Below are 14,143 nucleotides of genomic sequence, written 5' to 3'. Positions count from 1 at the left end.
GCATGTCATGACAACACCAGAGAACTCGATCAGCGCTCTCGAAGTGGCCGAATCACCTGATGTCACCGTCACCGACGACGCATCGGTGAAACGGGCAGTCAAAGCGACCATGCTCGGAAATGCCATGGAGTGGTTCGATTTCGGCGTCTACGCCTATCTGGCCACCACTATCGGCAAAGTATTCTTCCCAGAGGCCAGTGGCAGTGCGCAATTGCTGTCGACCTTCGCGATCTTCGCTGCTGCCTTCATCGTCCGGCCATTGGGTGGCCTGTTCTTCGGGCCACTAGGTGACCGCATCGGCCGCAAGAAAGTCCTGGCCACCACCATAATTCTGATGGCCGGCAGCACCTTTGCCATCGGTCTCGTACCGAGTTACGAGTCCATCGGCATGGCGGCACCGATACTGCTCGTGCTCCTTCGCCTACTGCAGGGGTTTTCCACGGGCGGCGAATACGGTGGTGCCAGTACGTTTGTCGCCGAGTACGCCCCGGACAAGCGTCGCGGTTTCTTCTCCAGCTTCCTGGAATTCGGCACCCTGGCCGGTTATGTTGCAGCAGCCGGCATCGTGACGATCATCCAGACAGTGGTCAGCCCGGAAGAGCTCCTCCAATGGGGCTGGCGCATACCGTTTCTCCTTGCCGGACCCCTTGGCCTGATCGGCCTCTACCTGCGCCTTCGACTGGAAGAGACACCCGCGTTCCAGCAGATGGAGCAGGCCGAAGAACGTTCTCTCGCCGACGAATCCACGGGGAAGAAACTGCGCGAAACGCTGGTCGAGAACTGGCGACCACTTGTTCTGTGCATCGTGCTCGTCGCGACCTACAACATCGCTCACTACGGCCTGCTCAGCTACATGCCGACCTATCTGACAAATACCCTCGGCTACGACGAATCCCACGGACTGGTTCTCATGATCGTGGTCATGCTCGTCATGATGGTCGGCATCAGCTACGTCGGCAAATTCTCCGATCGAGTGGGACGTAAGCCGTTGCTGCTCAGCGGTTTCATCGGATTCTTCGTGTTGTCGCTGCCCGCGTACCTGCTGATCGGAGTGGGCAACTACGTCACCGTTTTCCTCGGACTCGCCATTCTCGGCGGACTGCTTCTCCTGTTTGTCGGAGTGTTCCCCTCGGTCCTTCCCGCACTGTTCCCGACCGGAATCCGATACGGCGGCTTGGCAATCGGATACAACCTTGCCGTGTCGATCTTCGGCGGCACCACTCCCCTGGTCTTGACGGCACTCGAGAGTTCGACCGGTAGCAATCTTGTCGCGCCGATGTACATGATGATCGCTGCAGTCATCGGCGGCATCGCGGTGCTGATGATTCCGGAAACAGCGCGCAAGCCACTCGAAGGCTCACCACCGGCGGTGTCCACCGACGAAGAGGCCAGGCGGATCATCCGCAGGGTTCGACGGAAGAAAACTGCTGCCGCCGATAACCTGGAGGTATGAGCAAGCCCCGCATTATTGTCGTCGGCAGCATCAACATGGACCTGACCACCTCGGTCCCCCGATTTCCTGCCCCCGGCGAAACCCTGCTCGGCACTGCCTTTGCCACTACGCCAGGTGGCAAAGGCAGTAATCAAGCGATCGCGGCAGCAAAGGCAGGCGGTGACGTCACGTTCGTCGGCGCAGTCGGCGACGACGGTTTTGCTACCCAATTGCGCAGCACACTCGCCGACGCCGGGGTGGATACCTCACTGCTGCGTAGCGTGAACGGTGCCAGTGGAGTTGCCGCAATTACCGTCGACGCTGACGCCGAAAACAGCATCATCGTGGTTGCCGGCGCAAATGCTTCCGTCACCGAGTTGACCGAACACGACCTCGGTGCCATCGCTGGCGCGGATATCCTGCTGTGCCAGCTCGAAATTCCCCTTGCCACTGTTACCGCCGCGGCGCGACACGCCCGGCGCAACGGCACCGTCGTCATCCTCAATCCCTCACCGGTGCAGGACCTTCCGGAAGAGCTGATCGGCTCGGTGGACATCCTGATCGTGAATCACACCGAATCGACCCAGCTCGGCTCGGTCACCGATCGAGTTCCGTACCTCGTCACAACACTGGGCGCGGGTGGTGCCGATCTGCGCGAGCGCGACACGACCGTTCACGCGGATTCCCCGACTGTGACGCCCGTAGACACCACCGGCGCGGGTGACGCCTTCACCGGTGCCTTCGCGGTGGAATGGGTACTCGACAGCGATCGCGCTCTACACTTTGCCGCCATCGCAGGCGCTCTCGCAACTACTGTGAACGGCGCAGCGGTGTCATCGCCGACCCGATCCTCCATCGAGCGTCACTTACCGAAACGAGGCTGAAAGATGACCGACTACGAAGTTTCCGTGAAGTCCGTGCCCACCGTCCGGGTGGCGGAGTTGACCGGCACCGCCGAAGCCATGGACCCGTCGTCGATCGGCCCGGTTGTCCAAGGACTCTACGACCAGCTCAGCGCCGGATTAGGACGCGCCGGTCTGGTTCCGACAGGCCCTGCGATCGCATACTACGAAGATGCCGATGACGGGGCGAAGACCGTCGTCCACGCCGCTTTGCCAGTAGAAACGGACCTCAGTGACGAATATGACTTCACCGTGACCGATCTGCCTGCCGAACCCCAGATGGCGACGCTCCTGCACACCGGGTCGATGGACAACTGCCTACCCGCCTACCAGGCACTTGACCACTGGATCAAGCAGGGCGGATACCGCGCGGCCGGGCCCAGCCGCGAGGTGACCTTGGCGTTCACGGGTGACGTCGACGGCTGGGTAACCGAACTTCAGCAGCCGATCGAGAAGGTCTGAAACGCCCACCTGTCGGTGGCGTCCTGCACCATGGAGGACATGACCGCCACCACTGCCCCCGTACTGCGCGATGAAGCCGAGCGTCTGCTCCGTGAACTCGCCGGGCCAGACGCCCGCCTGCGCGAGGACCAGTGGACGGCTATCGAGGCTCTGGTGGTGCAGCGCAAGCGCGCGCTGGTGGTGCAGCGCACCGGCTGGGGTAAGTCCGCGGTCTACTTCATCTCCGCGAAGTTGCTACGTGCGTCCGGTCACGGCCCGACTGTCATCGTCTCGCCACTGTTGGCCCTGATGCGCAACCAGGTTGCCTCGGCCGAGCGAGCGGGTGTTCGAGCCGCCACCATCAACTCCGGCAACGTCACCGAGTGGGACGACATCCACGCGCGGGTGGCGGCCAACGATCTCGACGTTCTACTGGTCAGCCCCGAGCGTCTCAACAACCCCGACTTCCGCGATCAGGTGCTGCCGTCATTGGCAGCTGATGCGGGCCTCGTTGTGGTGGACGAAGCGCACTGTGTGTCCGACTGGGGTCACGACTTCCGTCCGGACTACCGGCGCATCCGCACCTTGATCGCCGAACTCGGCGACGGCATTCCCGTCCTCGCGACAACGGCTACGGCCAATGACCGGGTAGTGGCCGACGTCTCGGCACAACTGGGTGTGGGCGGCGAGGAAACACTGATCCTGCGCGGCGGACTCGAGCGAGAATCGCTGCACCTGTCCGTCGTGCACATTCCCGAGGCAACAGCGCGCGCAGCCTGGCTTGCGCAGATGCTCGACACCTTGCCGGGTTCCGGCATTATCTACACCCTCACCGTCTCAGCTGCCCGAGATCTGGCAAGTCTGCTGTCCGAGCGTGGGCATACCGTCGCCGCCTACACCGGACAGACCGACCCCACCGAGCGCGAATCCCTGGAACAGGACTTGCTGGGCAACCGCGTCAAAGCTCTGGTTGCAACGTCTGCACTCGGAATGGGTTTCGACAAGCCGGATCTCGGTTTCGTGATCCATCTCGGCGCTCCGTCGTCGCCGATCTCGTACTACCAGCAGGTCGGCCGCGCCGGTCGTTCGACCGATCGCGCCGACGTCATCCTGCTTCCCGGCGCCGAAGACAAGCAGATCTGGAGCTACTTCGCGTCAGTTGCCTTCCCTCGCGAACACCTGGTACGCAGTGTGATCGAGCACCTGGACACCGAAAAGGCAACATCGACACCGGCATTGGAACCCCTCGTCGAACTGAATCGCACGCGCCTGGAGATGGTGCTCAAAGTGCTCGACGTCGACGGAGCCGTCAAACGTGTCAAGGGCGGCTGGATCAGCACCGGCGAACCGTGGGTCTACGACGCCGAACGCTACGGCCGTCTCGACGAAGCTCGCCTGAGCGAGCAGGCCGCCATGGTCGAGTACCAGAGCATCACCACCTGTCGAATGACTTTTCTCCGTGAACAACTCGACGATCCCGGACTCACGCCGGACAACTCGCAGTGTGGACGCTGCGACAACTGCACCGGTCAGCGGTACGACACTTCCGTCGACAGCGCAGCGCTCGACGAGACTCGGGCGCGCCTGCAGCGGCCCGGTTTCGACCTCGAACCTCGCAAGATGTGGCCGACCGGGCTGAGCAAGCTCGGAGTCAACTTGTCGGGAAAGATCAAGGACGGGCCCGAATCCGGACGCATCCTCGGACGCCTGTCGGACCTGGGCTGGGGCCAGCGCCTGCGCGCATTGCTGGACGGCCCCGACGCCGAAGTGCCGGACGCCGTGGTCAGCGCCTGCATCAGCGTGCTGGCGGCCTGGGATTGGGCCGAGCGACCCACCGGTGTGATGGCGCTCGAATCCCACACTCACCCACTGCTTGTCAGCAGCCTCGCAGCAAAGTTGGCTCAGGTGGGTCGACTCACAGATCTGGGTGTGCTGTCGCTACGCCCAGAACACCCGCCCGTCTCAGCGGCAAACTCCGCCTACCGCGTAGCCGGATTGGTTGACGCCTGGGATGTCCCGGATATGAGTGCCCACAGCGGGCCAGTGCTCCTGGTCGACGCCACGGCCGACACCGGTTGGACTTTCACGATGGCAGCCCGCGCATTGCGTCAAGCGGGCGCACATTCGGTACTCCCACTGGCGCTCGCGAGCCCCAAATAGTCGCTCGGACAACACCAAAAGTTACACAATGTGAGGACCGTCACATACATGGCCTCACCTGGGCCGTACCCGCTTCCACACGGCCCTAAACGGACATCTGCATGACTTCTGTGTCGATGCTTGTTACGTTCAGATGACCGATGAAGCCAGTTGATACGAGAGCTATCCCGACCACCGCGCCGGACGCGGTGTTGTTACGAAGCCCACAGATCGATGACGGAGTCCGGCTCTGGCAGATCGCACGTGATTCACGAGTGCTCGACCTCAATTCGAGTTATGCATACCTGTTGTGGTGCAGGGATTTCAGTGCAACGTCCATCGTTGCGGAAGTAGACGGACGTGTGGTCGGATTTGTTTCCGGCTACACCCGCCCCAGCGAGCAGGAAACCCTGTTCGTGTGGCAGGTGGCTGTCGACGAAGACCAGCGCGGCAAGGCGATTGCCGGCCGCATGCTCGGCGCATTGATGGATCGCACTGCACCACTCGGCGTTACAACTATGGAGACGACGATCAGCCCCGACAACGAGGCTTCGATCGCACTCTTCACTGCGCTTGCCCGACGGCGCGATGTGCCGATCAGTAGGCAGAGCCTGTTCTCGCCCAACAACTTTCCCGATGGACACGAAGCCGAAGATCTGTACCGAATCGGCAACTAGCGCGTTTCCGCGTTGGTAAACAACCTGCCCCGGAGGAACAAAGAAGATATGAATACCGTCGAAGCAAGCATTTTCGAAACCCTCGAATCCGAGGTTCGCAGCTATTGCCGTGATTGGCCCGCAGTATTTACCAGCGCATCCGGATCCTGGATTCGTGACGAGAACGGCCGCGACTACCTGGATTTCTTCGCCGGCGCCGGCGCACTCAACTACGGGCACAACAACCCGGTCATGAAATCCGCACTCGTGGACTACATTCTCAGCGACGGAATTACCCACGGACTTGATATGTCCACCGTTGCCAAACGCGACTTCCTCGAGACTTTCCAGCGCAACATCTTGGAACCCCGCGGCCTGGACTACAAAGTCCAGTTCCCCGGCCCGACCGGCACCAATGCCGTCGAATCCGCGCTGAAACTGGCTCGTAAGGTGACCGGCCGCGAAGCAATTATCAACTTCACCAACGCTTTCCACGGCATGACTCTTGGTGCGTTGTCCGTCACCGGCAACTCGATGAAGCGCGCCGGCGCGGGCATACCACTCGTGCACTCGACACCGATGCCGTTCGACAACTACTTCGACGGCGTCACCGAGGACTTCCAGTGGTTCTCCCGCGTCCTCGACGATTCGGGTAGCGGAATCAACCGTCCCGCCGCAGTCATCGTCGAGACGGTCCAGGGCGAAGGCGGCGTGAATGTCGCTCGCCCCGAGTGGCTTCGGGCGCTCGCAACACTGTGCTCCGATCGCGAAATCCTCCTGATCGTCGACGATGTCCAAATGGGTTGTGGCCGTACAGGTCCGTTCTTCTCCTTCGAAGAGGCCGGCATCGTTCCGGATATCGTCACACTCTCGAAGTCGATCGGCGGCTACGGCATGCCGATGGCACTCACCCTGTTCAAACGCGAACTCGACGTGTGGGGCCCGGGCGAGCACAACGGAACGTTCCGCGGCAACAACCCGGCATTCGTGACGTCGAAGGTTGCACTCGATCACTACTGGTCGGACGACGCACTCACCAAGAGCACCCTGAAGAAGGGCGCGCGTATCAGCGAGTGCTTCGCCAATCTCGCCGATCAGTTCCCCGGTGAAGTCTCGACCCGCGGCCGGGGCCTGGTTCAGGGCCTCGTCTTCGAGCAGCCCGAGCGGGCCGGCAAGGTCTGCCAACTGGCATTCGACGAGGGATTGCTGGCGGAAACCTCCGGCCCGTCCGACCAGGTAGTGAAATTGCTTCCCGCGCTGACGATTACCGACGACGAGATCGAACACGGCCTCTCCATTCTGGCCGAAGCGACCGTCAAGGTATGCAGCTAGAGAAAGGAACTCCCCCATGATCGTGCGCACCACCACCGAGATCACCGACACCGATCGTGACATCACCAGCGAGGACGGCAACTGGCGCAGCAAGCGCATCGTCCTGGGTGGCGACCGCGTCGGATTCTCGTTCCACGAGACCACCATCAAGGCAGGATCGGTCAACACCTTCCACTACGCCAACCACGTCGAGGCCGTCTGGCTCGTCGAAGGCACCGGAAAGCTGATCGACCTCGACAACAACACCGAGTACGACCTCGCACCCGGATCGATGTACCTGCTCAACGGGCACGAGCGTCACCGCGTCGAACCTGACACGGAAATGCGGATGCTGTGTGTGTTCAATCCGCCGGTCACCGGGCGTGAGGTACATGACGAGAACGGAATCTACCCACTCGTCGAGGTGCCCGCGTAGCGTCAAACCATGACGACTGACACCTCACCACGTGTAGCGATCGGCCCGTCCCCCGATGCACTGCTCGACAGTGCTGTGCTTCGGGGTGGCGGTTTGATCAGTCCGCTCGAGTCGGCCGACGCCCTGATCTGGGCCGGATCACCGGATTCGTTTCCGAGGGATTTGCCGCCGTCGATCCGGTGGGTGCAGCTCCCCTCGGCCGGGATCGAGGACTGGTTCGAGGCCGGGGTGATTCCGAAGGACACCTACATCACGTGGACGTCTGCTGCGGGCGCGTTCTCGTCGTCGGTGGCAGAGCACGCCCTGATGTTGCTGCTGGCCGGAGTCAAACATCTGCCGGCCCACATCGAGGCAAAGACGTGGCGTCAGTTCGAGTTCTTCCCGAAGGTCGGCACACTGCGGGGTTCCACCGTGGCCATTATCGGCGCCGGTGGGATCGGCCGTGCGTTGATCCCGATGCTGGCCGCACAGGGGGCGGACAGCATCGCAGTCAATCGCAGCGGCAGCCCCGTGCCCGGCGCCGTGTCGACCTACCCGGCAATGCGTATGAACGAAATCTTTTCTCGCGCAGATCACTTCGTGATCGCGGCCCCGGCAACGCCCGAAACCCGCCATCTCATCGGAGCGACGCAACTCGCCGCGATGAAGCCACACTCCTGGGTGATCAACGTCGCCCGCGGTTCCCTTGTGGACACCGATGCGCTGGTGGACGCAATCGCGACGGAACGGATCGGCGGCGCCGGACTCGACGTCACCGATCCCGAACCGCTACCCGACGGCCACCCGCTGTGGGATCTGACCAACGCCATCATCACTCCCCACGATTCCAATCCCCCCGGAGTGCGGCCGGCCGCGTTCGCCGATCACGTGTCCAAGAACGTGACGCGGTTTGCGAACGGAGAGACCCTCGCAGCACTGGTCGATCCAATCGCGGGCTACTGATCCTCAGGCTTCGTCAAGTCCGGCCAGGGCTACCGGCAACGGGCCATGATGTAGGACGCCGAGGCGTTGGGTGGCACGGGTGAGGGCTACATACAGTTCGGCTGCACCTCGGGAACCCTCGGCCAGGATCCGTTCCGGTTCCACCACCAGAACGGCGTCGAACTCCAAGCCCTTCGTCTCCGACGCCGGCACTGTGCCCGGCACACCGTGTGGACCGATGACAATGCTTGTGCCCTCGCGACCGGCTTCATCGCGTACGAATTCCGCTATGGCAGAGTCGAGTTCACCGGAGTCGACTCGCTTCGACCACGGGGCGACGCCACACGACCTGACCGACTCCGGCGGCAAGACCGACGGCGCAAACTCCGCGAGCAGGGCCGCAGCGACGCTCATGATCTCGGCGGGAGTGCGGTAGTTCACCGACAGTGATCGGTAGACCCAACGGCCAGGCACGTACGGTTCCATCATCGCGCTCCACGTGGTCGCGCCGGCGGCAGACCGTCGTTGAGCAAGATCGCCCACCACGGTGAAGGATCGATCGGGGCAGCGACGCATCAACACCCGCCAGTCCATTTCGGATAGTTCCTGGGCCTCGTCCACCACGACGTGCCGGTACGTCCAATCCCGGTCAGCGGCAGCACGTTCGGCGAGGTCGCGGGTATCGAGCTCGACAAAGCGATCGGCCAGATCCTCGGCGTACAGCATGTCCTGAGCCAGCAGATGGTCCTCGTCGTCCATGAGGTCCTCGCGGCTGATCATCATGTCCAGCACGCCGGCGGCATAGGCGGCTTCCTCCTTGCGTTCGTGCTGGGCGGCCTGATCGACGGGTTTGTCCCGGCCCAACAGGTCGACCAATTCGTCGAGCAACGGCACATCCGAAACCGTCCACGCGTCACCCTGCGCGCGCAGCAGCACGTCGTCGCCGCCCGCCGCCTGCAGTCGCGTGGTAGACGTATATAGCTCTGCAAGAAGCGTTTCCGGCGTCAGGATCGGCCACAGTTCGTCAAGCGCGGCGATGAACCCGGCATGTTCCGTGAGCTCCTCGATCAGGTCCTCCCGCAGTTGTTCCCACGCGTCGCGATCCGACCGGCTCAGCCAGCCCCGGCCGATCCGGGATATCGCGCGCTCGGTGAGCGCCCACGTGAGTACCTCGGTGAACACCGCCCGGGCGTCGTTGTGCGCGTGACCACTGGCGCGTGCCTCTTCTCTGGCCCACTGCGCAGTCTCGGCGTCGATCCGCACCGTAGCGTCCGCGAGTTCGATCACCACCGGTTCCGTGGGCAGTTGTTGCCGGTCGGCAACAGCAGCCGCGAGCACGTCCAGGAACTTCAGGGAACCCTTGATTCGGGCAGCCTCCGGAAGGTCCTCAGCCGTGACACTGCGACCGGGCACCAGATCACCCGTCGTCATGAACACCACGTCGGATTCGCCCAGCGACGGTAGTACCCGGCCGATGTGGGTGAGGAATGCCGGGTTGGGCCCGACCACCAGTACGCCGTGACGTTCCATCCGCGCCCGCTGGGTGTACAGGAGATACGCGACGCGGTGCAGCGCTACCACGGTCTTCCCGGTTCCCGGTCCACCCTCGATCACCAGTACCCCGGGGTGATCGAGCCGGACGATGTCGTCCTGCTCCGCCTGAATCGTTGCCACGATGTCGCGCATTCCGTTGCCGCGCGGTGCGTTGACCGCCGCGAGCAACGCCGCGTCGCCCCGCTCGGTACCACCCGGCCGGCCGAGCACCTCGTCGGTGAAATCGACCACACGACGTCCGCGCGTGTGGAACTGGCGGCGTCGACGCATGTTTTCCGGGTGAGCAGCGGTGGCGACGTAGAACGGACGTGATGCCGGCGCCCGCCAATCGAGCAGCACAGGTTCGTACTCGTTGTCCGCGTCCAGAAGGCCGATGCGACCGATGTAACTGTGCTCACCATCGAGACTGTCCAGCCGTCCGAAACACAGCCCGTTGTCTGCCACATCGAGCCGCTTTGCCTCGGCGGCAAGGGCGCGCACCTCGTCGTCGCGTTGCAAGAGGTTTCCGCCGTCTCCCCGCAATGCTGTGGTGTACCTCCCCTTCACTCGCGCACGCTCGGCATCGAGCCGCGCGTAAAGCCCCTCCACGTAAGCCTGCTCGGCGCTCAATTCGTCTTCGTACCCCTGGGTTGGCACGTGCCCCTCCACTTCCATGGCTCTTCCGATCCCTCAGTCACCTGGGATCGGAAGAGCCATTCTGCGGCACTGCCCCGGCCTTGCCGCAAGCCCCCCAGTCGGCTATATATTGAAAGTGGAAGCGCGCGCCTACTGACGCTGACGGCCTATCCTGGAATGGTGCCAACCAGTGACAGTCGCCTCGACGCCCTTACCGAGCTCCTGTCCGGGCGCCGACTCGCAATTTTGACCGGCGCGGGCATCTCCACCGACTCCGGAATCCCCGACTACCGCGGGCCCGATTCCCCGCCGCGCAATCCGATGACTTTCCAGCAGTTCATCGGCGATTCCGCGTTCCGGCGCCACTACTGGGCGCGCAACCACATCGGCTGGCGGTACATGGACAGCTCCCGTCCAAACCAGGGCCACCGGGCGGTGGCGACGCTGGAGCGCAGTGGCCGAGCCGTCGGAGTCATCACCCAGAACGTCGACCTCCTGCACACCAAGGCCGGAGCCCGCAATGTCATCGACCTACACGGCACGTACGCACAGGTTCGCTGCTTGAACTGTCAGCGTTTGATCTCGCGGACAACACTGGCCGAACAACTCGAGGAAGCCAACCCAGGATTCGCCGAAACTGTTGCTGCGGCAAAGGGAGTCGAGATAGCACCGGACGCAGATGCGGTCATCGAGTCGACCGCGCATTTCCGCGTTGTCGACTGCGGCGCGTGCGGCGGAATTCTCAAGCCCGACATCGTGTACTTCGGTGAGTCCGTCCCCAAGGAACGAGTTGCCCGCGCGTACAACCTGGTCGACGAAGCCGACGCCGTACTGGTTGCCGGTTCGTCGTTGACCGTCATGTCGGGACTACGGTTCGTCCGCTACGCCGCGAAAGCGGGAAAGCCCGTTGCGATAGTCAATCGTGGACTCACCCGCGGTGACGAATTAGCCGCCCTCAAACTCGACATCGGTTGCACCGAAGCACTTTCCGCTCTCGCGGCGAGCGAAAGCTACAGCGCTACCAAGTCATCGGCGTGAACAACCGGACGCTGCATATCCGCCGGCAGATCCGCGGTGGAGCGTCCGAGGATTTCCTCGATCTCCGACGCATCGAACGCGACAACACCACGGGCAACGGGCTTCTCCCCCGGCCCCATCAACGACACCACGTCGCCGGCATGGAAATCACCTGAGACACCGACGATTCCGGCAGACAGCAAGCTACGACGCTTTGTGACGACCGCCCGAACTGCGCCTTCATCGAGATGCACGTCGCCCTGCGTATCTGCGGCATGACGCACCCAGAACCGGCGGGCCGAGAGCCTGGTGGGCCGCGCGGCAAACGCGGTTCCCACATCGGCGCCGCTCAAGGCTGCAGCCGCGTCGGACGCAGCCGCAAGTAGAACGGGCACACCGGAATCGGCGGCCAAACGGGCAGCTGAGAGCTTGGACGCCATGCCGCCCGTACCCAGCGCGCCACCCGAACCGGCCACGACGCCGTCAAGATCCTCGGGGCTGTTGACCTCGGGAATCAGTGTGGCACTACCCTTCCGGGGATCACCGTCGTACAGACCGTCGACATCCGACAGGAGAATCAGCGCGTCTGCTCCGACGAGGTGAGCCACCAATGCGGCCAGTCGATCGTTGTCACCGAAACGGAGTTCTGTTGTTGCGACAGTGTCGTTTTCGTTGACGATCGCCACCGCGTGCAATGCCCGAAGTCGATCGAGGGTGCGCTGAGCGTTGCGGTGTTGTGTCCGCCGAGCGATGTCGTCAGCGGTGAGCAGAACCTGCCCCACCGTTCGCCCGTAGCGCGCAAAGGACGTACCCCAGGCATGAGCCAGCGCCAACTGTCCGACGCTGGCTGCCGCCTGCTTTGTTGCGAGGTCGCGAGGTCGTTTGGTGAGCCCCAGTGGAGCCAATCCGGCACCCACGGCACCGGAGGACACCACAACGACGTCCGAACCCGCACGCATGCGAGCTTCGATGGCGTCGGCCAGCAGATCCAGCCGATGGGTATCGAGGCCCGCAACCAAACTGGTCAGTGCGGACGACCCGATCTTCACGACAATACTGTGAGCCGACGCAATCGACTCCCTGGTGGAACCGAGCACAGTCCCGTTCCCTCGCTTCTGGTTTCGCGTGTGTTAGCTGTCTTCGTCGAGCAGGCCGCGGCGAACGCGTCGAGCGTGCTTACGCTCGTCGGCGCCGATGCGCTCGACCTGATCGAGTCGCGGATCGGTACCGCGGCCCGTACGGGTCAAGTCGATACCGGCCGGAGTCATCGGCTCCCACTCGAAGCTGACGTCACCGATCGTGACCGACGCCCCGGGCTGTGCGCCCTTCTTGACCAGTGCATCTTCGACGCCCAAGCGTGCAAGACGGTCGGCAAGGTAGCCAACGGCTTCGTCGTTGTCGAAGGCCGTCTGACGGATCCACCGCTCCGGACGCGTACCGCGGACGACAAATCCACCGGGAATATCGGGGTCCTTCTCGATGGTGAAGCTGGAATCCTTGACCTTGATCGGCCTGATGACCTGACGCTTCGGCTCCGGCTTGGGGTTAGCCTCCTGGTAGTCGCGCACCATCTTCGCCAACGCGAATGTCAACGGGCGCAGACCTTCACGGCTCACGGCCGAAATCGTGAATACCGGCCATCCGCGGGCTTCGATCTCCGGTGTAACCATCTCGGCCAACTCCGCAGCCTCAGGCACGTCCGCCTTGTTGAGGATGACAACGCGCGGGCGCTTGTCGAGGTCGCCGAGTCCCGAGTCGCCGGACAGCGCGGGCGTGTACGCGGCCAGTTCCGCTTCGAGGGCGTCGATGTCGGACATCGGATCGCGTCCCGGATCCAGAGTTGCGCAGTCGATCACGTGCGCGAGTACGGCGCAGCGCTCGATGTGGCGCAGGAAGTCCAGACCCAAACCGCGGCCTTCGCTGGCACCGGGGATCAGTCCGGGAACGTCGGCGACGGTGAACGTGGTCTCACCACTGGAGACGACACCGAGATTGGGGACCAGTGTCGTGAACGGGTAGTCCGCGATCTTCGGCTTGGCTGCCGAGAGGACGGAAACCAGTGAAGACTTACCGGCGGAGGGGAATCCGAGCAGACCCACGTCGGCAACCGACTTGAGCTCGAGAACCAGATCACGCTCGACGCCGTCTTCACCGAGCAACGCGAAGCCGGGGGCCTTGCGGGCCTTCGAGGCCAATGCCGCGTTGCCGAGTCCACCACGTCCGCCTTGAGCGGCGTCGTAGCGGCTACCAACGCCGACGAGGTCAGCCAGGACATTGCCGTCTGTGTCGAGCACGACGGTGCCGTCCGGAACCTTCAGGATGAGATCTTCGCCGTTGGCACCTTCACGGTTGCTGCCGGCACCCTGCTTGCCGTTGGTGGCCTTCGCATTGGGATGGAAGTGGAAGTCGAGGAGAGTGTGGATGTTCTCGTCGACGACGAGAACGACGTCGCCGCCGCGTCCGCCGTTCGCGCCGTCCGGGCCGCCGAGCGGTTTGAACTTCTCGCGGTGTACGGAGGCGCAACCATTGCCGCCTTTTCCAGCGCTGACGTGCAGCACAACACGGTCAATGAATCGGGACATGACTGCCGGATCCTTCCTCAGTCAATTGCGGGTCTCACGCGATGAGCTGAACTTCTGGTGAGCAGGGTTGCTCGGGGGGTAATAGGTACTGCTTAAACAAACAATAGGGGCGGACCGGGTTATTTCAACCCTGGTCC

Annotated in this window: 12 protein-coding genes; 9 read left to right on the top strand and 3 right to left on the bottom strand. The window is 63.1% G+C overall.

The features are described 5' to 3' along the window. The first annotated feature begins 7 nt into the window (after positions 1-7). The 8 genes from C7T36_RS17680 (at position 8) to C7T36_RS17645 (ending at position 8,259) form a co-directional block, all read left to right on the top strand. Positions 8-1,453 carry an MFS transporter gene (locus C7T36_RS17680; protein ID WP_045066946.1) on the top strand — a complete coding sequence of 482 codons (1,446 nt, stop codon included), beginning with the start codon at positions 8-10 and terminating at the stop codon, positions 1,451-1,453. Beyond that, a complete protein-coding gene (locus tag C7T36_RS17675) occupies positions 1,450-2,316 on the top strand; it encodes a ribokinase (RefSeq protein WP_045066944.1) in 867 nt (288 codons plus the stop codon). Before C7T36_RS17680 ends, C7T36_RS17675 begins: the two co-directional genes overlap by 4 nt. A gap of 3 nt (positions 2,317-2,319) precedes the next feature. Next, entirely contained in the window at positions 2,320-2,796 is a 477-nt protein-coding gene (locus C7T36_RS17670) for a GyrI-like domain-containing protein (RefSeq protein ID WP_052683488.1), read from the top strand. A gap of 39 nt (positions 2,797-2,835) precedes the next feature. Next, positions 2,836-4,935: a RecQ family ATP-dependent DNA helicase gene (locus C7T36_RS17665; protein WP_045067889.1), complete on the top strand. Its 2,100-nt coding sequence runs from the start codon at positions 2,836-2,838 to the stop codon at positions 4,933-4,935. Positions 4,936-5,075: 140 nt separating this feature from the next. Next, positions 5,076-5,591, top strand: a complete 516-nt coding sequence (gene ectA / locus C7T36_RS17660) for a diaminobutyrate acetyltransferase (RefSeq protein ID WP_033232901.1) — start codon at positions 5,076-5,078, stop codon at positions 5,589-5,591. Between the two features lie 48 nt (positions 5,592-5,639). Next, a complete protein-coding gene (gene ectB, locus C7T36_RS17655; protein WP_045066943.1) occupies positions 5,640-6,902 on the top strand; it encodes a diaminobutyrate--2-oxoglutarate transaminase in 1,263 nt (420 codons plus the stop codon). Between the two features lie 16 nt (positions 6,903-6,918). Further along, positions 6,919-7,317, top strand: coding sequence for an ectoine synthase (locus tag C7T36_RS17650; RefSeq protein WP_033232898.1), 399 nt, complete (start codon positions 6,919-6,921; stop codon positions 7,315-7,317). Positions 7,318-7,326: 9 nt separating this feature from the next. After that, the gene (locus C7T36_RS17645; RefSeq protein ID WP_045066942.1) at positions 7,327-8,259 is read left to right on the top strand and encodes a D-isomer specific 2-hydroxyacid dehydrogenase family protein; all 933 of its coding nucleotides are present in this window, start codon (positions 7,327-7,329) and stop codon (positions 8,257-8,259) included. A gap of 3 nt (positions 8,260-8,262) precedes the next feature. Here C7T36_RS17645 and helR read toward each other — a convergent pair whose 3' ends face one another. Next, positions 8,263-10,428 carry an RNA polymerase recycling motor ATPase HelR gene (gene helR / locus C7T36_RS17640; protein ID WP_181317489.1) on the bottom strand — a complete coding sequence of 722 codons (2,166 nt, stop codon included), beginning with the start codon at positions 10,426-10,428 and terminating at the stop codon, positions 8,263-8,265. A 156-nt stretch (positions 10,429-10,584) separates the two neighbouring features. On the opposite strand from helR, the gene C7T36_RS17635 reads away from it, so the two are divergent. Next, positions 10,585-11,445 carry an NAD-dependent protein deacetylase gene (locus tag C7T36_RS17635; RefSeq protein ID WP_045066941.1) on the top strand — a complete coding sequence of 287 codons (861 nt, stop codon included), beginning with the start codon at positions 10,585-10,587 and terminating at the stop codon, positions 11,443-11,445. Here C7T36_RS17635 and proB read toward each other — a convergent pair. Both proB and obgE read right to left on the bottom strand, forming a co-directional pair. After that, on the bottom strand, positions 11,418-12,521 hold the full coding sequence (proB, locus tag C7T36_RS17630; RefSeq protein ID WP_033232894.1) for a glutamate 5-kinase: 1,104 nt from the start codon (positions 12,519-12,521) through the stop codon (positions 11,418-11,420). The genes C7T36_RS17635 and proB overlap by 28 nt on opposite strands. A gap of 33 nt (positions 12,522-12,554) precedes the next feature. After that, entirely contained in the window at positions 12,555-14,006 is a 1,452-nt protein-coding gene (obgE, locus tag C7T36_RS17625) for a GTPase ObgE (RefSeq protein ID WP_033232892.1), read from the bottom strand. Positions 14,007-14,143: the final 137 nt, after the last annotated feature.

Source organism: Rhodococcus sp. AD45-ID, assembly GCF_003023755.1.
GTDB classification, from domain to species: Bacteria; Actinomycetota; Actinomycetes; order Mycobacteriales; family Mycobacteriaceae; genus Rhodococcus_F; species Rhodococcus_F globerula.
This window is presented reverse-complemented; position numbering and strand designations above follow the sequence as displayed.

Coding starts and splice junctions, on each gene's coding strand:
- C7T36_RS17680 (WP_045066946.1), top strand. CDS start 8: ATGACAACACCAGAGAACTCGATCAGCGCTCTCGAAGTGGCCGAATCA.
- C7T36_RS17675 (WP_045066944.1), top strand. CDS start 1,450: ATGAGCAAGCCCCGCATTATTGTCGTCGGCAGCATCAACATGGACCTG.
- C7T36_RS17670 (WP_052683488.1), top strand. CDS start 2,320: ATGACCGACTACGAAGTTTCCGTGAAGTCCGTGCCCACCGTCCGGGTG.
- C7T36_RS17665 (WP_045067889.1), top strand. CDS start 2,836: ATGACCGCCACCACTGCCCCCGTACTGCGCGATGAAGCCGAGCGTCTG.
- ectA (WP_033232901.1), top strand. CDS start 5,076: ATGAAGCCAGTTGATACGAGAGCTATCCCGACCACCGCGCCGGACGCG.
- ectB (WP_045066943.1), top strand. CDS start 5,640: ATGAATACCGTCGAAGCAAGCATTTTCGAAACCCTCGAATCCGAGGTT.
- C7T36_RS17650 (WP_033232898.1), top strand. CDS start 6,919: ATGATCGTGCGCACCACCACCGAGATCACCGACACCGATCGTGACATC.
- C7T36_RS17645 (WP_045066942.1), top strand. CDS start 7,327: ATGACGACTGACACCTCACCACGTGTAGCGATCGGCCCGTCCCCCGAT.
- C7T36_RS17635 (WP_045066941.1), top strand. CDS start 10,585: ATGGTGCCAACCAGTGACAGTCGCCTCGACGCCCTTACCGAGCTCCTG.
- obgE (WP_033232892.1), bottom strand. CDS start 14,006: ATGTCCCGATTCATTGACCGTGTTGTGCTGCACGTCAGCGCTGGAAAA.